The organism is Rhodobium orientis, from assembly GCF_003258835.1.
GTDB classification, from domain to species: Bacteria; Pseudomonadota; Alphaproteobacteria; order Rhizobiales; family Rhodobiaceae; genus Rhodobium; species Rhodobium orientis.
The window spans coordinates 55,215-80,476 of the sequence record NZ_NPEV01000003.1; the positions used below are offsets into that span (position 1 = coordinate 55,215).

The 25,262-nt window shown below is 65.7% G+C and carries 25 protein-coding genes; 9 read left to right on the forward strand and 16 right to left on the reverse strand.

Features of this window, described 5'->3' with window-relative positions; genetic code table 11:
* Positions 1–79: 79 nt before the first annotated feature.
* Entirely contained in the window at positions 80–460 is a 381-nt protein-coding gene (locus CH339_RS02495) for a transcriptional regulator (RefSeq protein ID WP_111432798.1), read from the reverse strand.
* On the reverse strand, positions 444–1,064 hold the full coding sequence (locus CH339_RS02500; protein WP_111432799.1) for a hypothetical protein: 621 nt from the start codon (positions 1,062–1,064) through the stop codon (positions 444–446). Before CH339_RS02500 ends, CH339_RS02495 begins: the two co-directional genes overlap by 17 nt.
* Positions 1,065–1,420: 356 nt before the next feature.
* On the opposite strand from CH339_RS02500, the gene CH339_RS02505 reads away from it, so the two are divergent.
* Both CH339_RS02505 and CH339_RS02510 read left to right on the forward strand, forming a co-directional pair.
* The gene (locus tag CH339_RS02505) at positions 1,421–1,798 is read left to right on the forward strand and encodes a DUF2255 family protein (protein WP_111432700.1); all 378 of its coding nucleotides are present in this window, start codon (positions 1,421–1,423) and stop codon (positions 1,796–1,798) included.
* A 79-nt stretch (positions 1,799–1,877) separates the two neighbouring features.
* Entirely contained in the window at positions 1,878–2,105 is a 228-nt protein-coding gene (locus CH339_RS02510) for a tautomerase family protein (protein ID WP_111432701.1), read from the forward strand.
* Between the two features lie 75 nt (positions 2,106–2,180).
* Here CH339_RS02510 and CH339_RS02515 read toward each other — a convergent pair whose 3' ends face one another.
* Complete coding sequence (locus CH339_RS02515) at positions 2,181–3,029, reverse strand: oxidoreductase (protein WP_111432702.1); 849 nt, start codon at positions 3,027–3,029, stop codon at positions 2,181–2,183.
* A 60-nt stretch (positions 3,030–3,089) separates the two neighbouring features.
* A complete protein-coding gene (locus CH339_RS02520) occupies positions 3,090–4,091 on the reverse strand; it encodes an NAD-dependent epimerase/dehydratase family protein (protein ID WP_111432703.1) in 1,002 nt (333 codons plus the stop codon).
* 392 nt (positions 4,092–4,483) lie between these two features.
* Between CH339_RS02520 and paoA the strand changes: the two genes are divergently transcribed.
* Genes paoA through paoC form a run of 3 tightly spaced genes read left to right on the forward strand, consistent with a single transcriptional unit; the run spans position 4,484 to position 8,279 of the window.
* Positions 4,484–5,146: an aldehyde dehydrogenase iron-sulfur subunit PaoA gene (paoA, locus tag CH339_RS02525; protein ID WP_111432704.1), complete on the forward strand. Its 663-nt coding sequence runs from the start codon at positions 4,484–4,486 to the stop codon at positions 5,144–5,146.
* A complete protein-coding gene (locus tag CH339_RS02530; protein ID WP_111432705.1) occupies positions 5,143–6,093 on the forward strand; it encodes an FAD binding domain-containing protein in 951 nt (316 codons plus the stop codon). The genes paoA and CH339_RS02530 overlap by 4 nt, the downstream gene beginning before the upstream one ends.
* A gap of 5 nt (positions 6,094–6,098) precedes the next feature.
* A complete protein-coding gene (paoC, locus tag CH339_RS02535) occupies positions 6,099–8,279 on the forward strand; it encodes an aldehyde oxidoreductase molybdenum-binding subunit PaoC (protein ID WP_111432706.1) in 2,181 nt (726 codons plus the stop codon).
* 145 nt (positions 8,280–8,424) lie between these two features.
* On the opposite strand, the gene CH339_RS02540 is transcribed toward paoC, so the two are convergent.
* Positions 8,425–8,694 carry a hypothetical protein gene (locus tag CH339_RS02540; protein WP_184443369.1) on the reverse strand — a complete coding sequence of 90 codons (270 nt, stop codon included), beginning with the start codon at positions 8,692–8,694 and terminating at the stop codon, positions 8,425–8,427.
* Positions 8,695–9,144: 450 nt separating this feature from the next.
* On the opposite strand from CH339_RS02540, the gene CH339_RS02545 reads away from it, so the two are divergent.
* Positions 9,145–9,609: a DUF2147 domain-containing protein gene (locus tag CH339_RS02545; RefSeq protein ID WP_111432708.1), complete on the forward strand. Its 465-nt coding sequence runs from the start codon at positions 9,145–9,147 to the stop codon at positions 9,607–9,609.
* Between the two features lie 74 nt (positions 9,610–9,683).
* Here the strand turns inward: CH339_RS02545 and CH339_RS02550 are convergent, their stop codons facing one another.
* From CH339_RS02550 to gatB, 5 genes are all read right to left on the reverse strand, one after another.
* Positions 9,684–10,391, reverse strand: coding sequence for a glutathione binding-like protein (locus tag CH339_RS02550; RefSeq protein ID WP_111432709.1), 708 nt, complete (start codon positions 10,389–10,391; stop codon positions 9,684–9,686).
* A 95-nt stretch (positions 10,392–10,486) separates the two neighbouring features.
* A complete protein-coding gene (gene mdoH, locus CH339_RS02555; protein WP_111432710.1) occupies positions 10,487–12,322 on the reverse strand; it encodes a glucans biosynthesis glucosyltransferase MdoH in 1,836 nt (611 codons plus the stop codon).
* Between the two features lie 39 nt (positions 12,323–12,361).
* A complete protein-coding gene (locus CH339_RS02560; protein WP_111432711.1) occupies positions 12,362–12,730 on the reverse strand; it encodes a hypothetical protein in 369 nt (122 codons plus the stop codon).
* Complete coding sequence (locus CH339_RS02565) at positions 12,727–14,235, reverse strand: OpgD/OpgG family glucan biosynthesis protein (protein ID WP_245408091.1); 1,509 nt, start codon at positions 14,233–14,235, stop codon at positions 12,727–12,729. The genes CH339_RS02560 and CH339_RS02565 overlap by 4 nt, the downstream gene beginning before the upstream one ends.
* A 498-nt stretch (positions 14,236–14,733) precedes the next feature.
* Positions 14,734–16,218 carry an Asp-tRNA(Asn)/Glu-tRNA(Gln) amidotransferase subunit GatB gene (gatB, locus tag CH339_RS02570; protein ID WP_111432713.1) on the reverse strand — a complete coding sequence of 495 codons (1,485 nt, stop codon included), beginning with the start codon at positions 16,216–16,218 and terminating at the stop codon, positions 14,734–14,736.
* Positions 16,219–16,657: 439 nt separating this feature from the next.
* Between gatB and CH339_RS02575 the strand changes: the two genes are divergently transcribed.
* Positions 16,658–16,918 (forward strand): YjhX family toxin, encoded by a 261-nt coding sequence (locus CH339_RS02575; RefSeq protein ID WP_111432714.1) that lies wholly within the window; start codon positions 16,658–16,660, stop codon positions 16,916–16,918.
* 157 nt (positions 16,919–17,075) lie between these two features.
* On the opposite strand, the gene CH339_RS02580 is transcribed toward CH339_RS02575, so the two are convergent.
* Positions 17,076–17,534 carry a GNAT family N-acetyltransferase gene (locus CH339_RS02580; protein ID WP_111432715.1) on the reverse strand — a complete coding sequence of 153 codons (459 nt, stop codon included), beginning with the start codon at positions 17,532–17,534 and terminating at the stop codon, positions 17,076–17,078.
* Between the two features lie 13 nt (positions 17,535–17,547).
* Positions 17,548–18,351 carry a TerC family protein gene (locus tag CH339_RS02585; RefSeq protein ID WP_201240980.1) on the reverse strand — a complete coding sequence of 268 codons (804 nt, stop codon included), beginning with the start codon at positions 18,349–18,351 and terminating at the stop codon, positions 17,548–17,550.
* A gap of 106 nt (positions 18,352–18,457) precedes the next feature.
* Here CH339_RS02585 and CH339_RS02590 point away from each other — a divergent pair, with 106 nt between their 5' ends.
* Positions 18,458–19,036, forward strand: a complete 579-nt coding sequence (locus CH339_RS02590; RefSeq protein ID WP_111432716.1) for a DUF2585 domain-containing protein — start codon at positions 18,458–18,460, stop codon at positions 19,034–19,036.
* 10 nt (positions 19,037–19,046) lie between these two features.
* Here the strand turns inward: CH339_RS02590 and pssA are convergent, their stop codons facing one another.
* The 4 genes from pssA to CH339_RS02610 form a co-directional block, all read right to left on the reverse strand.
* On the reverse strand, positions 19,047–19,877 hold the full coding sequence (gene pssA / locus CH339_RS02595; protein WP_111432717.1) for a CDP-diacylglycerol--serine O-phosphatidyltransferase: 831 nt from the start codon (positions 19,875–19,877) through the stop codon (positions 19,047–19,049).
* Between the two features lies 1 nt (position 19,878).
* Positions 19,879–20,586, reverse strand: a complete 708-nt coding sequence (locus CH339_RS02600; RefSeq protein WP_111432718.1) for a phosphatidylserine decarboxylase — start codon at positions 20,584–20,586, stop codon at positions 19,879–19,881.
* Positions 20,587–20,682: 96 nt separating this feature from the next.
* Entirely contained in the window at positions 20,683–22,629 is a 1,947-nt protein-coding gene (locus CH339_RS02605) for an ABCB family ABC transporter ATP-binding protein/permease (RefSeq protein WP_201240995.1), read from the reverse strand.
* A 326-nt stretch (positions 22,630–22,955) separates the two neighbouring features.
* Positions 22,956–24,317, reverse strand: a complete 1,362-nt coding sequence (locus tag CH339_RS02610; RefSeq protein ID WP_111432720.1) for a LysM peptidoglycan-binding domain-containing protein — start codon at positions 24,315–24,317, stop codon at positions 22,956–22,958.
* Positions 24,318–24,550: 233 nt separating this feature from the next.
* Here CH339_RS02610 and CH339_RS02615 point away from each other — a divergent pair, with 233 nt between their 5' ends.
* On the forward strand, positions 24,551–25,162 hold the full coding sequence (locus CH339_RS02615) for an LOG family protein (protein WP_111432721.1): 612 nt from the start codon (positions 24,551–24,553) through the stop codon (positions 25,160–25,162).
* Positions 25,163–25,262 lie beyond the last annotated feature (100 nt).

A 25,262-nucleotide genomic window follows, 5' to 3' on the forward strand; every position in this document is an offset into this window, starting at 1 on the left:
CCTGTCCTGTCGTCTGCGCACCGGATTGTTGCCATCCGCCACGCCCGATGCGCCGAAGCGCGTTGCCTTCAGACGCTTTTCACGCCGGTTTCCATCCGACCTTGTCCGGGTCGGGTTCCTCGCTGCGTTCCGCGGCGTCGGCCGCGTTTTTCACCACCTTTTCCAGCACGGCCAGATAGTCGGCGAAGCGCTTGCGGCCGAGGTCGGTCAGTTCGCACCTGGTGTGCGGACGATTGCGCTCGTAGCCCTTGTGGACGGCAACGAGCCCGGCGTCCTGCAGCACCTGGATGTGGCGGCTGAGATTGCCGTCGGTGAGGCCGCAAAGCTGCTTCAGGTCGGAAAAGGCAAGCCCCTTCGGGTGGCCGATCAGCGACGTGACAATGCCGAGCCTGGCCTTTTCGTGAAAGACGCGGTCGAGCCCGTCATAGGCAAAGGGGGCATTTTCAGACCGGTTGGCCATCGTCGCCTCCATTGGCGGTTCGCAGAAGGACGGCCATCAGGCCCTGGCCGAGGGCGAAGGGCACGCCCATCATCCATGGCGACAGCTCGCGGCTGCCGCTTGCGAGGATGAACACCGCGATCCCGGCGAGGAGATACCAGGCGCCGGCGAGCCCAATGGAGCGCGGCAGGCTGCGCAAGGAGGCGAACAGGCCGAGCGCGACCAGGATCTGCCAGAGGCCGGGAAGGATCCAGACGGCGTCGGCCGCGTATTTCAGCACCGCCGCGGTCACCGCCGCGCCGGCGACGCCGGCCGGGAGAAACTGCTCGACGGCGGCAAGGATCATCGCATCGGCCATGCCGCCATGCAGGCGCCGCGACCGGGCGAGCATCTCCACGCCGACCAGCGCCACCGCGACGACGGCAACCGCGATCCAGCAAAGGACGAACCGCACCGGGCCGTCGGCCAGCACGGCCGGCCAGGCCGACTGGGCGACAGCAGCGACGAGCGCCAGGCCGCCAGTCACGGCAATGACCGCCGGGCCGAAGCCGCGGAACAGCGTGCCGGCGGCAAGCTGACTGCGGATGTTCGCAATATCCGTCAGGGCCTTGTCGAATTCGCCCATGCCGATCTCCCGCAAGCGCAAATAACTTTACTATACAAAGTACACGTCACTCCAAAGATTGGCAAGGGCGATCTGGCGGGCCGGACGAAAAAGCGGCGCCCGAGGGATTTGGGTGTTTTCGCTGACGTCTCGGACGGACGCCTCTCTGCCCTCGCGCGCCGTCATCCCCTCCCCTTGGAAAACGGCACGGACTTATGAATGTCCGTCATGAGTGTCTGCACTCTACGCGGCCTAATGCCGCCGGCTCCGGCGACATACATCAATAGAAACAATCACAAAGCCAAGGCCGCCCCGGGCATCCAAGGGGCGAGCGCGCCGGACCGGCGCCGGGCCTTGCGTTACGACAGGAGTTCAAGATGCGTTGGGAAAAACAGCAACTGGACGAGATCGCCAAGGCCGGGGATTTCCGGATCGCGCCGTTCCGGAAGGACGGCGAGACGCTCGGCACGCCCACCTATATCTGGTTCGTTACCGTCGGCGGCTCGCTCTACGTCAGGCCCTATAACGGCCGAAAATCGCGCTGGTACAAGGCCGCGGTGGAGCAGAAGGCCGGCGCCATCAAGGTCGATGGTACGACCCTCGACGTCGCCTTCGCGCCCGCCGACGCCGCCCTCAACGACAAGATCGATGCGGCCTATCGCAAGAAATACGCCGACAGCCGCTACCTTCCACCGATGATCTCGGAACGCACCCGCACCGCCACCGTCGAGGTGCTGCCGCGCGACCAGGGCTGAGCGAGCCTCTCGACGCCAGAACCACCAACACTTTTCGGGATCCGACGCCCGACGGGCATTTTCCAGGAGAACCCCACCCATGCCCCATGTCATCGTCAAGGCCTGGCCCGGCAAGAGCGAGGACCAGAAGACGCGCCTGGCGGAAGCCATCACCAGAAACGTCATGGAGATTTTCGACTACGGCCGGGACCCGGTCTCGGTCGCCATCGAAGAGGTCCCGGCGGAGCGCTGGAAAGAGGATGTCTACGATCCGGATATCGAAGCCTTTCCGGAACGGCTCTACAAGAAGCCCGGCTATCAGATGTAGCGGGCACGAAAAGAGCCGGGTGACAGGGATGTCGCCCGGCTCTTTCTTTTTGTCCAATGGACCGTGCAGCCCGACCTATTCGCCTTCGGGGTAATCCGTGGAGAGGGTCAGGTCCTTCCAGGTCTCGAAATTCTCGCGCAGCTCCTCCAGGCGGTCCATGGCGCGGCCATAGGCCTGGGCGCTCATCAGCAGCCGCAGCGGCGGGTTTTCCGCCTCATAGGCGGTGAGGACGGCCGCGGCCGCGCGCACCGGATCGCCGTCCTGGTGGCCCGAACCTTCTTTCAGGCCCTTTCTGAGCGCACCGGCGGTCTCGGCATAGTCGTCGATGACGGTCTTGGATTCGATGACGGAGCGTCCGGCCCAGTCGGTACGGAACCCGCCCGGCTCGATGATCGTCACCTTGATGCCGAGCGGCGCGACCTCCTTGGCCAGCGCCTCGGACAGCGCCTCGACCGCGAACTTGGTGGCGTTGTAGTAGCCGAGCGCCGGATAGGCGATCAGCCCGCCGATGGAGGAGAAGTTGAATATGTGGCCGCTGCGGCGGGCGCGCATGCCCGGCAGCACCTTCTGGGTCAGCGTGTTGAGGCCGAAGACGTTGGTCTCGAACTGGCGCCGGATCTCCGCGTCCTCGCCCTCCTCAATGGCCGAGAAATAGCCGTAGCCGGCATTGTTGACGAGAACGTCGATGCGCCCGAAACGGGCCTCGGCGTCGGCGACGGCCTTGTCGATCATCGCCGGGTCGGTGACGTCGAGCGTCAATGCAAGGGCCTTGTCCTCGTTGCCTTCCACGAGGTCGGCGATGCTCTCAAGGCGCCGGGCGGTCATTGCCACCGGAAAACCGCGCGAGAGCAGCAGCTTGGCGATCTCGCGGCCAAAGCCGGTCGAGCAACCGGTCACAAACCAGACGGGTTTGTCTGTCGACATGGTGTGTCCTTTCAAAAGTCAGGGTCTTGGGAAGAAGCGGCTTTGGCAGGTTTCCCCGCCTCAGCCGAAAGGCTTGGTCTTCAGCCAGTCCAGCGTCTCCTTCAGCGTCGTCGGAATATCGCGAAGGGTGACGCCGAGGCTGTCGCGGCGCGTGAAGTCGAACCCGGTCGGCATCTCCGGCTCGCCGTCGAGCGGCGCCGGCAGCGCCGAGGCTGGTACGTGCTTGCCGATCTCGGCATAGATGTCGCGCCAGGGCCAGCTGTCATAGACCGCGAAATAGCGCCCGGAGGCCTCAGGAGTCTCATAGCCGGCAAGGAACAGCGCCGCCACGTCGTCGAGGTGCGAGACGGACATGGAGCCGGCCGGCACCGTGTCGTGCCAGCCCTTCTTACCCTCCAGCATATCGGCGAGCGCCTTGTGGAAGGCGCGGTTCGCGTGTTCGGGCAGGATGGTCGGCCCCAGCATCATGGTCGGCAGGAAGATGACCAGCCGCTGGCCGTGCTCCTTGGCAAAGGCCCTGGCCGAGGCCTCCATCACGGTCTTTTCCGCCGCGGTGTATTTCTTCTGGGAAAGCTGGTGCTGGAGGTCGGAGGGGTGGTCGATCTCGTTCTTCACCGCCACCGGCTCGCGCGGATTGGTGCTGCTGGTCGAGGAACAGACGATGACGTTCTTCACGTCCTGACGGGCGGCGGCCTGCATGATGTTGAGACAGCCGTCCTCGATCGGCCGGATGATCTCGGCCCAGCCGCGATCCTCGTCCATCTCGCGGGCCGGCGTGCCGTCGCGGCCGGCATAGATCGGCACCAGGCAGGCAATGAAGACGGCGTCGCAGCCGGCAAGCGGGGCGTCGAAGTCGGCGCTTGTCGCCATATCGGCGGAATAGAGGGTCAAACGCTCCGCCGCGCCCGGCAGCGCCATCAGGTAGGGCGCCTTTTGCGGGTCGTCGGCATTCCTCAACGTGCCGTTGACGCGGAAACCGGCCGCCAGCGCGGCCTTGACGATATGCGAGCCCACGAGCCCGCTGGCGCCGACGACGCAAAGGGTCTTGTCGTTGTCGCTCATGTCGGTTCTCCCTTGGTGTCTGTCCGGTTCGGGCGGGAGCGGATCGGCGCCGCTGCGGGCAGGCGAAAAAAGTGCCGCCTGGGCGGCGGCCGACTCCCAGCCTCCGGAGAAATCGTCTCAACACAGATAATACCGCCATGCGGCGGCGTGTAGGCGCGCGCGGCGGCAATGAGACATGAGTGCCGTTCATGAATGGGATTTTCCGGAAAACCGGCATCCGGCGAGAATCCGGACGCATTCCGATTTCTTTAAACGCTTCAGGCAGCTCTTCGTTCCATGAGTGAGATCGATAAGTGCAATGAGCTAGGGAGAACTACAGATACCGGGAGGGCACCCTACCCTTTCACACATGCATCCGTCTGAATGACGCGGACCGACAGGAAGGACTTTTCATGAGCCCACCCATCCAATTCGAACTTCGGCGCCGAACGCTGCTTGCCGGAACGGCAGCGGGCGCCGTGACCGCGGCCCTCGGCCGCTTCGGCATCGACAAGGCGAGTGCCGCGACAGGCGGTTCCGGCGATGCCGCCCCGGTCGGCCCGGAAACCAGCACCGTCACGCTGACGGTCAATGGCGAAAAGCACGAGCTGACCCTCGACAACCGCACCACGCTGCTCGATGCCCTGCGCGAGCACCTGCACCTCACCGGCACCAAGAAGGGCTGCGACCACGGCCAGTGCGGCGCCTGCACCTGCACGGTGAACGGCACCCGCGTCAATTCCTGCCTCAGCCTTGCCGCCATGCATGACGGCGACGAGATCGAGACCATCGAGGGCATCGGCACGCCGGACAACATGGACCCGATGCAGGCCGCGTTCCTAGAGCATGACGGCTTCCAGTGCGGCTACTGCACGCCCGGCCAGATCACCTCGGCCCGCGCGGTGCTTGAGGAGATCCGCAGCGGCGTTCCCTCGCACGTGACCGGCGATCTTACCGCCGCTATCACGCTCACCGATGCGGAGGTCCGCGAGCGCATGTCCGGCAACATCTGCCGCTGCGGCGCCTATTCGAACATTCTCGCCGCCATCACCCAGGTCGCGGAGGAACAGTCGTGAAAGCCTTTTCCTACGAAAAAATGACCGATCCGGCCAAGGCCGCGGCCCGCGCCGCCGAGGTCGAGGGAGCAAAATTCCTCGCCGGCGGCACCAACCTCCTCGACCTCATGAAGCTTGAGATCGAGGCGCCGGTGCACATCATCGACGTCAACGGGCTCGGCCTCGACGAGATTACGGAAACCGAGGACGGCGGCCTTCGTATCGGCACGCTCGTCAGCAATACGGCGCTGTCCGCCGATGCCCGCATCCGGCGCGAATATCCGCTGCTGACGCGGGCGATCGCCGCGGGCGCCTCCGGCCAGCTTCGCAACAAGGCGACGACGGGCGGCAACCTCCTGCAGCGCACGCGCTGCCCGTATTTCTATGACCCGGACCAGCCCTGTAACAAGCGCAAGCCCGGCTCCGGCTGTGCGGCGCTTTCCAAGGGCGCCTTCTCGCGCCAGCTCGGCATCATTGGCACCTCGGATGCCTGCATCGCGACGCATCCTTCCGACATGGCCGTTGCCATGCGGGCGCTCGATGCCACCGTGGAGACCGTGACGCCGACCGGCATGACCCGCCGCATCGCGCTGGAGGACCTGCACGTCCTGCCGGGCGACACGCCCGACAAGGAAACGTCGCTTCTCCCCGGCGAGCTGATCACCGCGGTGACGCTGCCCGCCCCCGTCGGCGGCGCGCAGAAATATCACAAGGTGCGCGACCGGGCGTCCTACGCCTTCGCGCTCGTCTCGGTCGCCCTGATCCGCCAGCCGGACGGCAGCGGACGCGTGGCGCTCGGCGGCGTCGCCCCGAAGCCCTGGCGTTCCCTTGAGGCCGATGCGGAGCTGCCGAACGGCGCCCGCGCGGTGATGACCAAGCTGCTTAACGGCGCCCGCCCGACGGAAGAGAACGCCTTCAAGATCACCCTGGCCGAGCGCACGCTCGCCGCCATGCTGGCAGAGGAGTAAATCCCATGGAATTCAATCAACCGGCAGGAAACAACCTCTTCGACAATGCCCGCGTGGTCGGCAAGCCGCTCAACCGGATCGACGGACCGCTGAAGGTCACCGGCACCGCGCCTTACGCCTATGAACGGCACGACGTGGTGGCGAACCAGCTCTACGGCTATCCGGTCGGCAGCGCGATCTCGCACGGGCGCATCGTCAGCATGGAGACGGAAGCCGCCAAGGCGTCGCCCGGCGTGCGCGCGGTGGTGACGACCCTGGACATCGAGCCGCTCGGCATCTGGAACTACAACGTCGCCCGCCTCTTCGGCGGCGATAAGGTGGAGCACTACCACCAGGCGATCGCGGTCGTCGTTGCCGACACGTTCGAACAGGCACGTGCCGCCGCCGCCCTCATCGAGACCGAGTATGAGGAAGGCGAGCCCGCCGACTTCGACCTCGACGCGGCCTTTGAGCGCGTCGAAGGGTCGGGCGAGCCCGGCACCCTCGTCGGCGACGTGGAAGGGGCCTTCCGAAGTGCCGCGGCCGTGGTCGACCAGAAGTATCGCACGCCGTCCCAGACCCACGCGATGATGGAGCCGCACGCGGCGATCGTCGACTGGTCGGACGGCGGCGAGATGACCGTGTGGACCTCGAACCAGATGATCGAGTGGAACCGGCAGTCGCTGGCCACGAATTTCGACATAGACCCGGACACCATCCGCGTGGAGAGCCCCTATATCGGCGGCGGCTTCGGCGGCAAGCTGTGGCTGCGCGCCGACGAGGTTTTGGCGGCCATCGGCTCACGCGCCGCAAAGGCGCCAGTCAAGCTGGCGCTGCCGCGGCCGTTCATGATGAACAACACCACCCACCGGTCCGCCACCGTCCAGCGCATCCGGCTCGCCGCCGGAGCGGACGGCAAGCTGACCGGCATCTGGCACGAGGCGGCCTCCCACTCCCTGCCGGGCGGGCGCGGCGAGAACGCAACGGCGCAGACGCCGTTCTTCTATGCCGCGCCCAACCGCCGGGTGCAGCACCACATCATCGAGATGTCGCTGCCGGAAGCCTCAGACATGCGCGCGCCCGGCGAGGCCTCCGGCCTGATGGCGCTGGAAGTCGCCATGGACGAGATGGCCGAGGCGCTGGAGATGGACCCGGTCGAGTTCCGCATCCTCAACGACACGCAGGTCAATCCGTCCGACCCGGACCAGCCATTCTCCGAGCGGCATTTCGTGGAATGCCTGAAGCGCGGCGCGGAGGCCTTCGGCTGGAACGACCGCAACCGGACACCGGCCGGCAAGCGCGAGGGCCAGTGGCTGATCGGCCACGGCATGGCCGGGGCCTATCGCGGCGCGCCGACGCTGAATTCCGGCGCACGGGTGCGGCTGTCGGGCGGTAAACTCATCGTCGAGACGGACATGACCGATATCGGCACCGGCTCCTACACCATCCTTGCCCAGACGGCGGCGGAAGTGATGGGGCTGACGGTCGAGGATGTGGACATGCGCCTCGGCAACAGCGCCTATCCGGTCTCGTCCGGCTCCGGCGGCCAGTTCGGCGCGGCCAGTTCCACCGCCGGCGTCTATGCGGCGTGCCTGGCGCTGCGCGAGAAGATCGCGGAGCGGCTGAAGGTCGAGGATCCGGAGTTCCGTGACGGCCGGGTCATCGCCGGCGACAGCGACACGGCGCTCGCCGACCTCGACGGCGAGATCGTTGCCGAGGACACGATGAAATTCGGTGATTTCAAGAAGGGGTACAAGCTCGCCACCTTCGGCGCCCATTTCGTCGAGGTCGCTGTCCATCGCGGCAGCGGCGAGATCCGCGTACGCCGCATGGTGGCGGTCGCCGATTCGGGACGCATCCTCAATCCGATCACGGCGCGCAGCCAGGTGATCGGCGGCATGACCATGGGCGTCGGCGCGGCGCTGTCTGAGGAAATGGCGCTGGATACGGGTCGCGGCATGTTCGCCAACCACGACCTTGCCGGCTACGAGGTCGCCGTCCATGCGGACATCCCCGAGCAGGAAGTGATCTTCCTGGACACGGTCGACGAGATATCGTCGCCGCTGAAGGCGAAGGGCGTCGGCGAACTGGGGCTGTGCGGCGTTGCCGCTGCGGTCGCCAATGCGGTCTATAACGCCACCGGCGTGCGCGTGCGCGACTATCCGGTCACGCTCGACAAGATCATCGACCGGATGCCGGCCGTCTGATCGCTCGCCGCAGCAAGTGCTACCACGACAAGGGGGCGTTCGCCGGCAAGGCGGGCGCCCTCGTCGCGTGTTGTTTAGGCCCGTATTCTTGTCCGAAAACCGGTTTCCACGTTTCGCTGACGCGGACCTTCGGTTCGGGAATACGCTAGTGCGTGCGCAGCCATTCGCGGGCGGAGCGCTGGGCGTCGGCGATCTCGGCGGCCGACAGTTCGCCGGCGACTTCCTGGCGATACTGCACCGCCTCGCGCTTGCCCTTCATGGCCGCCAGGTTGAACCACTTGTGGGCGGAGACGAGATCCGGCTCGGCCTCGCGGCCGATGGAGCACATCATGCCGAGGCGGAAGAAGATGTCGCCGCTGGCATCGTCGTGACCCATCGCGGCAAGGTCGGCACTGTTGATTTCAAATCGAGCCATCGAACACTACTCCCGTTTCATCTGTTCTCGATGTCGCTTCTATTGGGCTTCTGCCCGCGTTTGATGGGATGAGTGTGCCCAAGGCCCTTGAATCACGGGTTAAGCTTTGAGCTTAATTTTTGAAAAACAAACCTAAAATTCTTTGTAAAATTTACGGAGGATTCAGATTGAATCGCCGGAAAGCCGAAAGGACTCAAGGTCCCGCAGATTCAATTCGACCGATACCTGAAACCGACTGTTAAACATCGACCAATGAAACCCGCGGGCGAGTGCGTCTTTTCTCGCCGGGATCGGCCGGAGAACCTTGCCGTTTCCGCCACAGTTTCGTCTGCAAGAAAGCTGATCATGCGGTTCATGCCCGGTTCATTGCCCGGCCCCTAGGGTCCGGATCAACAGAACGGCGGGCCATTGCCCGCAGAGCGCTTTCTTTCCTTTCGGGAGATCAACGACATGATCGCACGCACCGCCTCCACCGCCCTTGTTGCCGCCGGCACTCTTTTCGGCGCGCTCTCGCTCTCCCCGGCGCTCGCGCAACAGGGCGGAGACGCTATCCTCGGCTTCTGGAAGACGCCGCACGGCGCCACCGTGGAGGTCGTCCCCTGCGCCACCGGCATCTGCGGCGACATCGTGGAAATGGATGCCCAGGACGGCGTTCCGGGGCCTCAGGTGCGCGACGTCAACCACCCGAACCCGGATCGCCGCGACCGCAAGCTCCTCGGCACGCGGATCATGCGCAAGGTCGTCAAGACCGGTCCGAACGAGTGGAAGGGCCGCGCCTACCATCCCAAGCACGGCCTCAGGATGGCGCCGACCATCACGCTTGTCGGCGACGGCCGGATGAAGCTGACCGCCTGCCTGAAGAAGGCGCCGTCGATCTGCCAGGACGAATACTGGCAGCGGGTCAACGGCTCCTGATCAAGGAAAACGACTGCAGAAGGACAAGGAGCGGCGCCACACGCCGCTCCTTTTTTGTTGGCGTTGGGCCCGGCTCAGTCCCGCGCGCGCTGGCCGAACAGCACGGACTGGGCGCCCTTATCGGCGGAGAGGTTGAACTTCTCGCGCTCCGCCTTGCCGACCTCGAAGCCGCGCTGCACCGCAGGGCGGGCGTTCATCGCCTCGAACCAGCGCTTCAGGTGCGGGAAGTCGGCAATGTCCTGGCCCTGGTTCTCATAGGGCCGGATCCAGCCGATTGACGCCATGTCGGCGATGGAATAGTCGCCGGCGAGGTACTCCCGGTCGGCAAGGCGCTTGTTGATGACGCCGTAGAGCCGGTTGACCTCGTTGGTGTAGCGGTCGATGGCGTAGGGGACCTTTTCCGGCGCGTACTGGCGGAAATGGTGGGCCTGGCCGGCCATCGGTCCGAGCCCGCCCATCTGCCACATCAGCCACTGTTCGACCTCAACCCGGCCGCGCTCGTCGGCGGGGTAGAACTTGCCGAACTTGCGGCCGAGATAAAGGAGGATGGCGCCGGACTCAAAGACCGAGATCGGCGACCCGTCCGGGCCTTCCGGATCGATGATCGCCGGCATGCGGTTGTTCGGCGAGATCGCCAGGAACTCCGGCTTGAACTGGTCGCCCTGGCCGATATTGATCATGTTCAGGTTGTAGGGAGTACCGAGCTCTTCCAGCATGATGGAAATCTTCCATCCGTTCGGCGTCGGCCAGTAGAAAAGCTCGATCGGTGTTGTCTGCTGCATGGTCCCTCTTTTCCTTCACTCCGGCCTGTCGCCGGGCACGCTGTTGCAGCGCGTTCAGCGGCAGAGGATAGCGGGGGACGATGACATTTCCAGCCTCAGGCGGCCGTTTCCTCCATCACCCTTGCGGGAGCGCCTTTCGCGGCGTCGTCGGAGAGCGGGCCGGCGCCGGCCAGCACCTGGTGCAGGGCCCGGGCGCGACCGAGAACGGTTTCAGGCTCGGTCTCGGCCGGGGTCAGCAGCACGCGGCCCCCGGCGGCGGCGCGTCCGACGGCCGGTGCGGCGGTGAGCGAAATGACGGCGGGGGCGAGAATCAGCGGCACCGTCACCGGCCACAGCCAGACCAGCAGTTTCGGGGCGAAGAACCAGGCGACGGTCATCGCGGCGATGCCGGTCAGCATCATCCACCAGGTGGCTTTCAGCCCGGTCCACAGGCCGACCGAGCCGTCCGAGCGGTTTGCCGCCGGCCAGCCGCTGTCGCGGCCGCTGAGCACCTGCAGCACCGAGCGGGTCTGGAACATCATGTTGATGGGCGCGACGATGCTGGACAGCACCAGTTCGATGACGGCGCTGGAGACCATCGCCGCCTTGCCGCCGAACGGCCTCAGATTCTCCTGGACGAGGCCGCGCCAGACGATCAGCGCCTTCGGCAGCACCAGGAGGGCGACGATGCCGAGCACCAGGATGATCGCCTTGTTGCGCTCCGGCTGTGGGAACACGGGCTGGCCGCTGCCCTCGATCGGGAAATAGACCGGTGCGGGGGCGACAATGACGGCCATCAGGCTGGCGATCAGGAACAGCGCCCACATCGGCGAGGCGAGATAGGACAAGATCCCCTGCACGAGCGAGGTGCGGCTCCAATAGGGCATGCCCGGCGTGCCGATGATCTTGGAATGCTGCAGATTTCCCTGGCACCAGCGGCGGTCGCGCTTGGCGTATTCCAGGAGGTTGGCCGGCGCTTCCTCGTAGGAGCCGCCGAGATCCGGATCGACCCGCACCTTCCAGCTGTTGCGGGCGAGCAGCGCGGCCTCGACGAAGTCGTGGCTCAGGACGTCGCCGCCGAAGGGCGGTTTTCCCGGCAGGGTCGGCAGGCCGCAGGAGCCGGCGAAGGCCTCGATGCGGATCAGCGCATTGTGGCCCCAGAACGGGCCCTGGCGGCCCTGCAGGGCAGCAATGCCCCGAGTGAAGATCGGCGCGTAAAGGGCGGCGGAGAACTGCAGCGCACGGCCGAATAGCGACGACTGGCCGGTGACCACCGGCAGGGTCTGCAACAGGCCGAGCTTGGGGTCGGCGTCCATGCGCCGGACCATTTCCAGGATGGTCTGCGCGCTCATCACGCTGTCGGCGTCGAGCACCAGCATGGATCCGTAGGCGCCGCCGGAGGTGGTGACGAACGACTTGATGTTGCCGGCCTTGCGGCCGGTATTTTCCGTGCGGCGGCGATAGAAGATGCGGTTGCCGGCACCGAAGCGGGTCAGAACGTCGCGATAGAGCCGCTTTTCCTCTTCCGCGCGCTGCTCGTTGGTGCTGTCGGACAGGATGTGGAAATCGAACGCATCGCCATGCCCGCTCGCCTGGATTTCCTCATACATGGCAAGGACGTTGGCAAAGACCGCCGAGGCGTCCTCATTGTAGACGGGCATCAATACGGCCACGCGCTGGGCGGGGCCGCCCCAGTCGTCCGCCGTGCCGCGCGGCTCCATCGGGAAGATGAGGCCGAGGACGGCGGTACAGGCGCCCCAGGCGAGCCAGCCGGTGGTCGCCGCCAGGAGCACGACGCGCACGGCATCGAGCGCGTCAAACCCGTCGGAGGCGACGACGTCGAGGAACAACCCCATGGCGATCGCCGTCAGGACGACGGTCAGCACGACCGCGCCGAGGCGACGGATGTGGATCGATAAGGGTTCGGGCGTCGGCTGGAACGGGGCGCGCACGGTCCTGAGGTCCTGATATCTGGATGGGAGATGCGCGCCTTAGCGGGCGCGCACCCGGATACGGCGCCAGGAAAGCACCGGGACGGAAATCTCCCGCGGCTGCCAGCCGAGTTCCTGGGCGGGCATCACCATCGGCGCACGGGGCGGCGGCATGTCGAGAGCCGCCTCGATGGCCGTGATGGTGCCCCGCTCGGCGGTGTCCGTCGCCACCGCATAGGCGTCGACGTCCTGCAGGCCGAGACGGCCGGCCGCGTCGTGGATCATCTCCGGGGCAGCGGACGGCTCCAGGTCGCCGCGGCCGAGCCGCGTCAGCCAGACGCCATAGGCAACGGTTTCGGTCCGCTCTGCCGCGTCGGGAAAACGGGCGGCATCGGTAGCGGGCGGGGTGTCAATCTCCAGAAGGGTCATTCTACACTCCATTGGTACAGCCAGGTTTCGCTCAAACGAGCGTCCTCGAAGGTTAGATAGGCACGTAATTCGACCGGATCGTCGCTGGAGCGGCGCACATCGGCGATGAGGCGCCAGCAATCTTCATGCGGCATCCGCTGCACGACCGTGGAGACGATCTCCGCGTTCGAGGCCTCCAGATGCGGCTTGACGGCCGCATCCTTCGGCAGGTTGGAAAGCACACCGCCGCGGAAATCGACGACGAACTTGCGCATCTCCGGATCGATCTCGAGGCCCGCGACGCCGCCGTGACCGGTGTGGGTCGCGATGACCTCGGCAAGGTCGGTGCTGCCGGAGCGGTCGCCCCAGCGCATGCGGTAGCGGTATTCCCTCTCGTCGCCCGCTTCCGGCTCCTTAGCCGGCTGCCAGAAGGCGACGATGTTGTCGTTGGTCTCGCTGTCGCTGGGGATTTCGGCCAGGACCACGCGGCCCTGCCCCCAGTCGTTGAGCGGCTCGATCCAGGCCGTCGGGCGCCGTTCGTAATGCGCCTCAAGGTCCTGGTAGTTGCCGAATTCGCGGTCGCGCTGGGCGAGGCCAAAACCCTTGGGATTGGCGACGCGGAAGAAGCTGACCCGCAGCGAGCCCGGATTGCGCAGCGGCCGGACCGCCTGCTCGTCATTGCCGTTGAGGATGACCAGCGTGTCGCTGTCATGCACTTCGGGGCGGTAGTCGTCGAAGCCACGGTCGTCGTTTTCCCCGAACAGATACATACTCGTCAGGGGGGCAACACCCAAACGGTCGATCCGGTTCCGGAAAAAGAGTCGTGCCGTGACGTCGACAACGGTTTCGTCGCCCGGCGTGATCTCGAAAGCATAGGCGCCGGTGACGCGCGGGCTCTCAAGGCTCGCCCACAGGCGGATGGTGCGCTCGTCGACGCCCGGCGGGGCGATGTAGAACGCGGTGAAGGCCGGAAACTCCTCCGGCTCGGACGATGCCGTATCGATGGCAAGGCCGCGGGACGACAGGCCATAGACCGACTGCCGGCCGAGGGCGCGGAAATAGCTGGCGCCGAGGAACGCGACCACCTCGTCCATATAGTCCGGACGCTTCAGCGGATAGTGCAGGCGGAAACCGGCCACGCCCGGCATCTCGAAATCGTCGAATTCGGTCTCGTCGAGCGGCGCGTCGTAGCGGAAATCGTGGCCGGTGAAGGCGACCGGATCGGCGCGGTCGTCGCGCACCTCGTAGATCGTCACCGGCTGCTTGAACAACCAGCCAGGATGGAACGCCTGGAGCTGGTAGCGCGCGCCGGTGTCGCGCCACAGGGAATGGTCGGGACGGAAACGGATCGCGCGGTGCTGGTCATAGGTGAGCGATTGCACCTTTTCCGGCAGCGGCGATTCCGGCTTTTGCCATGCCTCCTTGGCCTTGGCACGCATGCGCTCGGTCAGGATATCGAACGAGAAGGCCTCGCCCGCCTCCGGCCTGGTGGTGGCCGCAAAAGCGCGCGAAAGCGGAAGGGACACGCCTCCGGCCAAACTCAAAAAACTAACGCTGGACTGCAGGAACCGGCGACGGTCCATCAGTAACACCCCCGACTAAATTTCGCCCAAGCAGGGGTTGAAGGCCCCTTGCAGCCACTAGCCTAGTGTCAAAAATGCGGCGAAAACACGAAACGACGTGCCCGTATAACGTCGAAACGGGGATTTGGTTCCGATTTTTCGCGAGCTAAATTGTTGCAGCGCCATATAGTGAAATCCGGTTTCATTACAACAGGGTGACGGAATCCGAAATTCCGCGGAAACGCGCTGCAACAGGGCAAAAGGGGCGTGCGGCGGGCCGCCGCGCCCCCCAAAAAATTAGGTCCTGGGAAAAATACCTAGTGAGCCGCCACCAACATAGAGGATTACCGCAAGGTTTCGGTGGCAATGCAGAACACAACCGCTGCGCCGCCGCGGCGGGTCGTGCCGTCACGCGCGCAAAATGCCGACCGCGGGGCCGACCAACGGCCGGCTCCGGGCCGATCAGTCGATGCCGATCTTCTTCTTCAGCAGGTCGTTGACGGCCTGCGGGTTGGCCTTGCCGCCGGACGCCTTCATCACCTGGCCGACAAACCAGCCGACGAGGCCCGGCTTTTCGCGGGCCTGCTCGACCTTTTCGGGATTGGCGGCGATCACCTCGTCGACGACCTTCTCGATGGCGCCGAGGTCGGTGACCTGCTTCATGCCGCGTTTCTCGACGATCTCGGCCGGATCGCCGCCCTCGGCCCAGACGATCTCAAAGACGTCCTTGGCGATCTTGCCGGAGATGGTGCCGTCCTGGACGAGGTCGATGACGCCGCCGACCTGCTCGGCCGAGACCGGGCTCGCGGAAATATCCCGGCCTTCCTTATTGAGGCGGCCGAAGAGCTCGTTGATCACCCAGTTGGCGGCCTGCTTGGCGTCGCGGCCCTTGGCGACCTTCTCGAAGAAGTCCGCCGATTCCCGGTCGACGACGAGGATGTCGGCGTCATAGGGCGACAGCCCGTAGTCGGCGATGAAGCGGGCGCGCTTGTCGTCCGGCAGCTCCGGCAGGCCGACCTTCAGGGCCTCCACATAGGCGTCGTCGAACTCCAGCGGCAACAGGTCCGGGTCCGGGAAGTAGCGGTAGTCGTGCGCCTCCTCCTTGGAGCGCATGGAGCGGGTCTCGCCCTTTGCCGGATCGAACAGGCGGGTTTCCTGGTCGATTGTGCCGCCGTCCTCCAGGATGCCGATCTGGCGGCGCGCCTCGTATTCGATCGCCTGGCCGGCAAAGCGCATGGAGTTGACGTTTTTGATCTCGCAGCGGGTGCCGAAGCCCTCGCCCGGCCGGCGCACCGAGACGTTGACGTCGGCGCGCAGGTTTCCCTTTTCCATGTCGGCGTCGGACGAGCCGATATAGCGCAGAATGGTGCGCAGCTTGGAGATGTAGGCCTTGGCCTCGTCGGAGGAGCGCATGTCGGGCTTGGAGACGATCTCCATCAGCGCCACGCCGGACCGGTTGAGGTCGACATAAGACTTGGTCGGATGCAGATCGTGGATCGACTTGCCGGCGTCCTGTTCCAGGTGCAGGCGCTCGATGCCGATGCGGATCTCCTCGCCGTCCCCCAACTCCAGGATGACCTCGCCCTCGCCGACGATCGGCTGCTTGAACTGGGAGATCTGGTAGCCCTGGGGCAGGTCCGGATAGAAGTAGTTCTTGCGGTCGAAGACGCTCTTGTTGTTGATCTCGGCCTTCAGGCCGAGGCCGGTGCGGATCGCCTGCTTGACGCATTCCTCGTTGATCACCGGCAGCATGCCGGGCATCGCCGCATCGACCAGCGAGACGTGGTCGTTGGGGCTGGCGCCGAACTCGGTCGACGAGCCGGAAAACAGCTTCGCCTCGGACTGCACCTGGGCATGGACTTCCAGGCCGATGATGATTTCCCAGTCGCCGGTGGCGCCCTTGACCAGGTTCTTCGGATTGGTGTTGCGGGTATCGACGAGGGTCATTGCCGGGCCTTGCTCAGAGTCGTTCGGTGGGTATCTCGCTTTCCTTTAGCGCAATGCGGCCCGGTGGGAAAGAACGACGCTTGACCGGCGCAACCGGCAGGCGTATTTCAGCGGCCATTCCCATCGGAGCTTTTATGCGCCTCGACACAACAGCCCGGTAAGACCCCGCCCGAAAGCGCGGCGGGGGATTTTCCAAAACGGCACGGCATCCGGCCGGACCGACGGGTTTTTCGTGGGCTTTTTTCCGATCTCCCGATCCTGATCCGTCCATCCAACCGGTAAGCGCCCCGGGGCTTTCGCATGTCTTTTTCGAGCGATCCCGGCGCCGGCCGTGCTCTTAGAGGGCGCGTGTCCTTTCCCGAACTCCATAGCCCATTCGCAAGCGAGCCTTCGGTTCGGGGAACACGCGTGAGGCATATGCCTTACGGGATCTTTTCCGATGAACATTTCAAGGACCGAACAGCGGATCCTGCACGCCCTCGCCCAGGGCGGCCTGATCCGCGTCATACGCGACGACGACGCCAAGAAGATCGTCGACGTCGACTGCCTCAACCGCGACGGCTGGCGCCTTGCCGACTGCAAGCTCGACACCTTCCGCCGGCTGAAGAAGCGGCGCCTGATCCTCTCCAGGGGCGGCAAGCCCTACGAGATCTCGCCGCTCGGCATTCGTACCGTCAGGGCGCAGCTCGACAATCGGTGACAAAAGGCACGAGGAGACCCCGGGCGTCCGCGTCCGGGGTCTTTCGGTTTGTTCCCAGAGGACTGGATTGCCGCGTCGGCCTTACGGCCTCCTCGCAATGACGTTGAAAGGATTGAGAAAACCGTCATTGCGAGCGGAGCGAAGCAATCCAGACTTCCTACAGCTCCAGCGTCAGAAACACCGTCAGCGGACCCGCCTTGTAGTCCCCGAAGGCGTCGCGGTCGGTGAAGCCGGCGCTGCGGTAGAGCGCGACGGCCGGGGCGAAGGCTTCGAAGGAGCCGGTCTCAAGGCTGAGGTGGCGGTAGCCGCGGGTTCTGGCTTCGGCGATGATGTGGCCGAGCATCTTTTTCGCCAGCCCCCGGCCCCGGTGTCTCTTCACCGTGTGCATGGACTTGACCTCGCCGTGTTCGGCATCGAGTTCGCGGAGCGCCCCGCAGCCGAGGAGATCATCCCCCTCCCACATGCTCCAGAAGGTGATCGAGGGGTCTCTCAACTTTTCCACGTCGAGGGCGTGCCTGGCCTCGACGGGCGTCGTTGCCACGGCAAAGGCCATGTGGTCGGCCAGGAGTTTCAGGATCTCCGGGCCTTCCAGCGGGTCCCGTCGTATCTCCACCATCGCCCCTCCCCGCTCAGGCCGGCTCGACCGGCTTGCCGCGCTCGATGTCGGCCTGCATGCGCAGCTTCTTCTGGTAGCGCGACTGGACGATGTCGATGACGACCATGACGCCGATGACGAAGTAGAAGGTCGACTTGGCCATCGGCTCGACGACATAGCCGAAGAGGTGCAGGTGGCCGAGATGGCCGCCCTCCGACAAGAGCATGACGCCGACGATGAACAGGATGAAGAGGCCGAGCACCTCGTACATGCGGTTCTTCTTGAGGAACTCGGAGACGTAATCGGCCAAGAAGATCATCATCAGGCCGGAGATGACGATGGCCGCGGCCATGATCCAGAACACCTTGGTGAGCGCTAGCGCCGAGAGGATCGAATCGAAGGAAAAGACCAGGTTCATGGCGACGATCCAGGTGATCGCACTGGCGACGGACCGCGGCGTGCGGGCCTTGTGGTCGCCGATCTCCTCGATGATCAGCATGTGCGAGATCTCCTTCATCGCCGTATAGATGATGAAGGCGCCGCCGACGAGAACGATCATGGTGTGGACGTTGAACGTCCCCTCCACGATGCCCGGCCAGTCGATGGTGGCAAACGGCTCCTGGAAATACTCGATCGCGCGCATGACGACGAAGAGCAGGATCAGCCGCAGGACGATCGCCAGGCCGATGCCGGCCCGGCGCACGAAGGCCTGCCGGTCGAGCGCCACGCGCTTCGATTCGATGGAGATGTAGAGCAGGTTGTCGAAGCCGAGCACGGCCTGCAGCAGCACCAGCATGGCCAGCGTGAACCAGGCGTCGATCGAAAAAAGGCCTTCCATCCGCTCTATCTCCCCATCGGCAAAATGACGGAGAAAAACCCACCACAGTTCCGGTAACGGGGCAAGTCGGCTATAGGCGGTTTTCTGGAAACCTGGGAGGACGCGGATGAAGGCATGGTTCGCGACGAGATCGGCCGGCTTTTACTGGATCGCCGGGGCGGGCCTGGTCGCGCTGACGGCCGCGATCCTTCTTGCCATGGGCCGCAACCCGATCTGCACCTGCGGGACGGTGAAGCTCTGGCACGGCGTGGTCATGTCCTCGGAGAACTCCCAGCACCTTTCGGACTGGTACACGCCCTCGCACATCATCCACGGCATGATCTTCTACTGGTTGACGGGCCTCGTCCTGCCCGGCTGGCGGATTGGTGCCCGCGCCCTCGTCGCCATCGTCATCGAGGCCGCCTGGGAGATCTTCGAGAACTCCGACCTAATCATCAACCGCTACCGCGAGGCGACGATCTCGCTCGACTATTTCGGTGACAGCGTCATCAACTCCGTCAGCGACGTGGCGTTCATGTTTGTCGGCTTCTACCTGGCGCTGAGGCTGCCGGTGGCGGTCACCATCGCGCTCGCCATCGTCTTTGAGATCGTCGTCGGCCTCGTCATCCGCGACAACCTCACACTCAACGTGCTGATGCTGGTCTATCCGATCGATGCTGTGAAGACCTGGCAGGCGGGCGGGTGATGCGGACCCCTCACCCGTTGGCTTTGCCCGCGTCCCTGTCCCGGTCGCGGGTCATGCGCCGTCGGAAGTCGTTCCAGGCGATGGGCAGCGTCACCAGATAGGCAAGCACCCCGAGCGACAGCATGACGAAGGGATAGGAGACGACCAGCGCCACCGTCATCACCACGGCGACCAGCAGCGGCAGCACCACGTTGCGGTGGACCCGGGCACCGATCCGCTTGCCGGAATAGGTCGGCAGGTTGGAGACCATCATGAAGGCGGTGAAGAGGATGTGGAGGATCACCGGCACGACGATGTAGACGTCGGCGGTCACGAGGTCCAGCAGTGCCAGATAGACCGGCAACAGCACGGTCAGAGCACCGGCCGGAGCCGGCATGCCGACGAAGAAGTCGACCTGCCAGTGCCGTCGCTCGGCCGCATCGTCGAGGGCGACGTTGAAGCGGGCGAGCCGCAAGGCCGCGGCAATCGCGAAGATGAGGACGACGATCCAGCCGAGCCCCCGCGCCTCGTTCAACAACCAGATATAGAGGATGATCGCCGGGGCGACGCCGAAATTGACGAAGTCGGCGAGTGAGTCGAGTTCCGCGCCGAAGCGCGAGGTGCCCTTGAGCAGCCTGGCGACGCGGCCGTCGACGGCATCGAGAAGGGCGGCGAGCAGGATCGCGGCAATCGCCCAGTCGAAGCGGCTTTCCAGCGCCATGCGGATGGCGGTGAGGCCGGAACAGAGCGCCAGCAGCGTCACCACATTGGGAAGAATGACCCGCAGCGGCAGGCGGCGGAAGCGGTAGCGCCTGGAGCGGCGCCGGCGGCCGGGATCGAAGGGCGGAAAGAGCCAGTCCATCCTAGTCGACCCGGCTTGAGACGGGCGCCTGGGTGCGGCCGGTGAGGTCGGCAAGCGGCGTCTCGCCGGCGATGGCGCGCTGGCCTTCCGAGACCAGCGGGCGCACGCCCTCCGGCAGGTAGACGTCGAGGCGCGAGCCGAAACGGATGAGGCCGAAGCGCTCGCCGATTTCCACCGTCTCGCCCTCCGTCTTGAACGAAACAATGCGCCTTGCCACCAGACCGGCGATCTGGACGACGCCGATCCGCGCGCCTGCCGCCGTCTCGATGATGAGGCCGTTGCGCTCGTTGTCCTCGCTCGCCTTGTCGAGGTCGGCGTTGAGGAAGATGCCGCCCTTATAGGCGATGCGGGCGAGCCGCCCGCCGACGGGGGCGCGGTTCACATGGACGTCGAAGACGCTCATGAAGACGGAAATGCGGGTCAGCGGTGTGTCGGAAAGGCCCAGTTCCGGCGGCGGCATCGCCGGGCCGATGAAGGAGACCCGGCCGTCGGCCGGCGAGACCACCATGCCCTCGGCGACGGGTGTGACGCGCTGGGGATCACGGAAGAAGTAGGCGACCCAGCCGGTCAGGAACAGACCGATCCAGAAGATCGGCGTGACGAACCAGCCGATCAGCAGCGTCGCGGCGGCGGCAATGGCGATGAACGGCCGGCCTTCCGGGTGGATCGGCGTCAGCGTCTTGGAAATCGTGTCGATCAGCGAGGACATGGGCGGTCTCGAGGCTCCCTTGGTCCGGGCGGCTTTCTTTGGCCGCGCCGACGCTCCGGTGTGCCATGGCAAGGGATCGATGTGAAGGCCCGTTCCTCAGCGCGAGATACGCTCGGCGTCCGGCTCGTGGGCCGCATCGCGGTCGCGGTCCCTGTCTGGATCGGCGTCCTCGCCGGCCTTGGCGAGGGCGTACTCCTCCTCCTGGGCGATCCGCAGCCGCTCCTCGGCCTCGTCGGCTTCGCGCTGGCGCTCCCACATGGAGGCGTAGAGCCCGTTCTTGTCCAGGAGCGCGCCGTGGGTGCCCCGTTCGGCGATCTCGCCCGCTTCAAGGACGACGATTTCGTCGGCGCCGACCACGGTCGACAGCCGGTGCGCGATGACGAGGCTGGTGCGGCCGCGCGAGACGGTGTCGAGCGCTGCCTGGATTTCCCGCTCGGTGTGGGTGTCGAGCGCCGAGGTCGCCTCGTCGAGCACCAGGATCGGCGGCGCCTTGAGGATGGTGCGGGCGATCGCCACGCGCTGCTTCTCGCCGCCGGAGAGCTTCAGGCCGCGCTCGCCGACCTCGCTGTCGAAGCCGCGCGGCAGGGTCTCGATGAAGCCGGCGATCTGGGCCATCCTGGCGGCCTCATACACCTCCTCGTCGGTGGCGTCGGCGCGGCCGTAGCGGATGTTGTAGCTGATGGTGTCGTTGAACAGCACGGTGTCCTGGGGGACCATGCCGATGGCGGCCCGAAGGCTCGTCTGGCGGACATCGCGCAGGTCCTGGTCGTCAATCCGGATGGCGCCGCCAGTGACGTCATAGAAGCGGAACAGCAGCCGGGAAATGGTCGACTTGCCGGCGCCGGACGGGCCGACGATGGCGACCGTCTTGCCGGGCGGCACCTCGAACGAGATGTTCTTCAGGATCGGCCGATCCGGATCGTAGTGGAACGAGACGTTCTCGAAGCGGATGGCGCCGGCGGCCACGTCCAGGTCCGGGGCATCGGGCTTGTCGACAATCTCCGGGGCGACGCCGAGGAGGTTGAACATCTCCTCGATGTCGGTGAGCCCCTGCTTGATCTCGCGATAGACCGTGCCGATGAAGTTGAGCGGCATGAAGAGCTGGATCAACAGGGCGTTGATCATGACGAAGTCGCCGACCGTCTGGCTGCCGTCAAGGACGGCGAGCGCCGACAGCACCATGCAGATGACCATGCCGGTGGTGTAGATCACCGACTGGCCGGCATTCAGCCAGGCGAGCGAGGTCAGCGTCTTCACCGCGGCCGTCTCGTAGCCCGACATGGACCGGTCGAAGCGGTCCGATTCCAGCTTCTCGTTGTTGAAATACTTGACCGTTTCGAAATTGAGCAGGGAGTCGATCGCCTTGGAGTTGGCGTCGGTGTCGGACTCGTTCATCTCGCGCCGGATGGCGATCCGCCAGTCCGAGGCGCGGATGGTGAAATAGATGTAGATCGCCACCATCACCGCGAGGACGCCGACATAGGAGACCGAGAACTGATAGGCGATGACGGCGGCCATCAGCGTCAGTTCCAGGATCGTCGGCAGGGTGTTTAGGATGGTGAAGCGGACGATGACCTCGATGCCCTTGATGCCGCGCTCGATGACGCGCGACAGGCCGCCGGTGCGGCGCTGCAGGTGGAAGCGCAGGCTGAGCTGGTGCATGTGCACGAAGGTCTCGTTGGCGAGCCGGCGCACAGCATGCTGGCCGACCTTGGCAAAGACCGCGTCGCGGAGCTGGTTGAAGCCGATCATCATGACGCGGCCGACGCCATAGGCGATGACCAGCATCACCGGCACGGCCAGCAGGCTCGCGGTCTCACCGCCCGCCTCGCCGAGCGCGTCGGTCGCCCATTTGTAGCTGTAGGGCACCAGCACCGTGATGATTTTGGCCATCACCAGGAAGACGATGGCAACGAGCACCCGCAGCTTCAGGTCGCGGCGGCGGTGCGGCCAGATATAGGGCCAAAGGTTTCGCACCGTGCGCACGGCCGATTCCGGGGCGGCGTTGGCGCTGTTGGAGCGCCGTGTGGCGGAGGCGGCCATGGTCATGCCGACGCCTCCCCGGCAACTGACGCCGAACGGGCAGGGAAAAAGCGGTCGGACGCCGGGCGCGCCAGCGGCGACCGGCTGCGGTTTTCGCGGAAGGAAAAGTTCAAACTGGGGGCCTCGCGGAGGAGACAAAGCGGCGCACGCTTCCAGCGCCGCCGCTTTGTCGAAGTGTTTCGGCGCCCGGCCCGCTTGGCGTTCAGCGGTCGGGCCCGCGCCGGGAGAAGTTCATATTCAACAGCCCTGAACTATGCCGGCGCGCGGAAAAATCAAGCACGCACAGGCGCGCATGCTGCGCCGTCAGGCCGTCGGAGCGGGTCGGATCAGTTGGTGCTCCAGCCGACATCGCCTTCCGGAACCATGAAGACCTGGCCCGGATAGATCAGGTCTGGATTGCGGATCTGGGTCTTGTTGGCGGCGTAGATCGTGGTGTAGCGCACACCCTCGCCGTAGCGCCTTCGGGAGATGCGCCAGAGATTGTCGCCCTTGCGGATGATGACGGAGGGGACCCTGGCGATGGTGAGGCTGCCGGCGTCCCCTTCCGTGCCGCCGGAGGCGACTTCCAGCGGCGTCAGCACGACGGCGTTCTCGTCCTTCTGGAACGGCACCTCGGCGCGGGCGACGACGGTGCCGGCGTCATCGGCGACCTGGTCGGCGCGTACCCGGTGCTGGCCGGTGGCAAGGTCCTTCGGCGCTTCCAGCAGCCAGCGGCCGTCGGCATTGGCCTTTGCCGTGCCAACGAACTCGTCCTCCACATAGACGCGCACGTCGGCGTCGGGCTCGGCGGCGCCGGCAACGAACAGCTTGCCGCGCTCGGTCTCCACCGCCTCGACGGTGACGGTCTTGGCTGAAGGCGCCAGGGTTGCCGTCGTCGCCTCAGACCCCGCGTCCGGCTCGGCAAGGGCGATCTGCGGCGCAGGCATTTGTTCTGCCGACGGGGCCGACGCGCCCTGCTCCGGCTGCGGTTCGGTGCCGGCAGCCTGTTGCCCGGCCAACTCCTGGGGCGCAGTCGGCTCGGCCGCCGCCACCTCGGTTCCGGGCTTTGCCTTCGGCTTCTGCAGCACGCGGGCGGGCTCGCCGGGCTTGCTCATGACGACCAGCAGTTCCTCGGCATCGTCCTCGGGGATCGACACGGCAATGCGGTCGTCCGATTGCGTCTCCTCCGGATCGTCCTCGGATTTCCTGGAGGAGGCGGACAGGTCGTGGTCGCCGGGCTCAAGCGGCTTTTCCAGCACCATCGACCAGGCGCCGGTCGGATCGGCCACGGTCTTGCCGACGACGTTGCCGTTGGACAGGACCGCGACGATGGCGCCCGGCTCCGACTGGCCGGCGACGACGGCATCGCCGGTCGGCTCGACGCGCACGATGTCGAAGCTCGGCTTCTTCTTCGGCGGCGATGCTGCGGGCGTCCCGGCGGTCTTTTGGTCCGGCTCCGGCGCCCGCGCCTCGGTGATGGTCCCTTTCGCGCCGCCCGCATCGGCCGGCGCGGTCTTGTCAGGCGCCTCGGCCGTCTTGCCGTTGCCCGGCGCGGCCGTTCCAGCATCGGAGGTAAGCGGCGCCGGCGTCGTCTGCGGCGCTCCGGTCAGGCGGTCGATATCGATGACGCCGGTGGCGACCAGTACGCCGACGGTGACCGCCGTGCCGCCAGCGGCGATCGCGGACCAGATCAGGGCAATTTTCGACATCGGAGTTCCGTTGGTTGGCGCGCCGCCGGCACCCGTCCCGGCCGATTCCTTGCCGGATCGCCAGGGTTGCCGACAGCGGCGCGAATCGTTGTCGCTTCGGCGAAGTCGGTCTCCCCTTGATCGATAAACCGGAAATCCGCCGATCGCAAGGCACGGCGCGGGATGCGGGGACCGTTGCGGCGTGCGGAACGATCCCCTTGACGGCGCACCGAGCGGGTGCGAAGGGACGTTTCATGGCCGAGATTCGAAGCATATGCGTCTATTGCGGGTCCGCCGACGGCGTCAATCGCAGCTTTCACCATGCCGCGACCGAGCTCGGCCGGCTGTTCGCCGAGGCCGGCATCCGCCTCGTCTATGGCGGCGGCTCCATCGGCCTGATGGGCGCGGTCGCCAAGTCCGTCATCGCCAATGGCGGGTCCGTCACCGGCATCATCCCGGAGTTCCTTAACAAGCGCGAGATCATGCTGGACGCGGTCGACGAGTTGATCGTCACCGCCGACATGCACGAGCGCAAGCGGCTGATGTTCGAGCGCTCCGAGGCCTTCGTGGCCCTGCCCGGCGGCATTGGCACGCTGGAAGAGGTCGTGGAGATGATGACCTGGGCCCAGCTCGGCCAGCACGAAAAGCCGGTGCTTCTGGCCAATATCGGCGGCTTCTGGGACCCGCTGATCGACCTCCTCGCCCACATGAAGGCCGCCGCCTTCATCCGCCCGCCCTACAATGTGGGCTACCTGGTCGCCGACCACGTCGCCGACATCGTTCCGCGGCTCGCCGAGGCCGTACGCGAGACGCCCCAGGCCGCGCTCAGCAAGGGCGGCGACCCGGACGCGATGAAGAGACTCTGATCCATACGTTCAAACGCCACGCAGGCTTACGGCGCATAAGCGCCGGCGCGCGCTTGCGCTTGCCATTTCCCGGCGAGTTCCTCACCGGGAAATGGACGGT

What these genes read in the sequence shown, in the direction of transcription:
- paoC (WP_111432706.1), top strand. Translation starts at nt 6,099, where the DNA reads ATGGAATTCAATCAACCGGCAGGAAACAACCTCTTCGACAATGCCCGC.
- CH339_RS02610 (WP_111432720.1), bottom strand. Translation starts at nt 24,317, where the DNA reads ATGTCGAAAATTGCCCTGATCTGGTCCGCGATCGCCGCTGGCGGCACG.
- paoA (WP_111432704.1), top strand. Translation starts at nt 4,484, where the DNA reads ATGAGCCCACCCATCCAATTCGAACTTCGGCGCCGAACGCTGCTTGCC.
- CH339_RS02540 (WP_184443369.1), bottom strand. Translation starts at nt 8,694, where the DNA reads ATGGCTCGATTTGAAATCAACAGTGCCGACCTTGCCGCGATGGGTCAC.
- CH339_RS02520 (WP_111432703.1), bottom strand. Translation starts at nt 4,091, where the DNA reads ATGAGCGACAACGACAAGACCCTTTGCGTCGTCGGCGCCAGCGGGCTC.
- CH339_RS02580 (WP_111432715.1), bottom strand. Translation starts at nt 17,534, where the DNA reads ATGGTGGAGATACGACGGGACCCGCTGGAAGGCCCGGAGATCCTGAAA.
- CH339_RS02605 (WP_201240995.1), bottom strand. Translation starts at nt 22,629, where the DNA reads ATGGCCGCCTCCGCCACACGGCGCTCCAACAGCGCCAACGCCGCCCCG.
- CH339_RS02575 (WP_111432714.1), top strand. Translation starts at nt 16,658, where the DNA reads ATGAACATTTCAAGGACCGAACAGCGGATCCTGCACGCCCTCGCCCAG.
- pssA (WP_111432717.1), bottom strand. Translation starts at nt 19,877, where the DNA reads ATGGACTGGCTCTTTCCGCCCTTCGATCCCGGCCGCCGGCGCCGCTCC.
- CH339_RS02500 (WP_111432799.1), bottom strand. Translation starts at nt 1,064, where the DNA reads ATGGGCGAATTCGACAAGGCCCTGACGGATATTGCGAACATCCGCAGT.
- CH339_RS02545 (WP_111432708.1), top strand. Translation starts at nt 9,145, where the DNA reads ATGATCGCACGCACCGCCTCCACCGCCCTTGTTGCCGCCGGCACTCTT.
- CH339_RS02590 (WP_111432716.1), top strand. Translation starts at nt 18,458, where the DNA reads ATGAAGGCATGGTTCGCGACGAGATCGGCCGGCTTTTACTGGATCGCC.
- CH339_RS02585 (WP_201240980.1), bottom strand. Translation starts at nt 18,351, where the DNA reads ATGGAAGGCCTTTTTTCGATCGACGCCTGGTTCACGCTGGCCATGCTG.
- CH339_RS02515 (WP_111432702.1), bottom strand. Translation starts at nt 3,029, where the DNA reads ATGTCGACAGACAAACCCGTCTGGTTTGTGACCGGTTGCTCGACCGGC.
- gatB (WP_111432713.1), bottom strand. Translation starts at nt 16,218, where the DNA reads ATGACCCTCGTCGATACCCGCAACACCAATCCGAAGAACCTGGTCAAG.
- CH339_RS02615 (WP_111432721.1), top strand. Translation starts at nt 24,551, where the DNA reads ATGGCCGAGATTCGAAGCATATGCGTCTATTGCGGGTCCGCCGACGGC.
- CH339_RS02505 (WP_111432700.1), top strand. Translation starts at nt 1,421, where the DNA reads ATGCGTTGGGAAAAACAGCAACTGGACGAGATCGCCAAGGCCGGGGAT.
- CH339_RS02600 (WP_111432718.1), bottom strand. Translation starts at nt 20,586, where the DNA reads ATGTCCTCGCTGATCGACACGATTTCCAAGACGCTGACGCCGATCCAC.
- CH339_RS02550 (WP_111432709.1), bottom strand. Translation starts at nt 10,391, where the DNA reads ATGCAGCAGACAACACCGATCGAGCTTTTCTACTGGCCGACGCCGAAC.
- CH339_RS02560 (WP_111432711.1), bottom strand. Translation starts at nt 12,730, where the DNA reads ATGACCCTTCTGGAGATTGACACCCCGCCCGCTACCGATGCCGCCCGT.
- CH339_RS02495 (WP_111432798.1), bottom strand. Translation starts at nt 460, where the DNA reads ATGGCCAACCGGTCTGAAAATGCCCCCTTTGCCTATGACGGGCTCGAC.
- CH339_RS02510 (WP_111432701.1), top strand. Translation starts at nt 1,878, where the DNA reads ATGCCCCATGTCATCGTCAAGGCCTGGCCCGGCAAGAGCGAGGACCAG.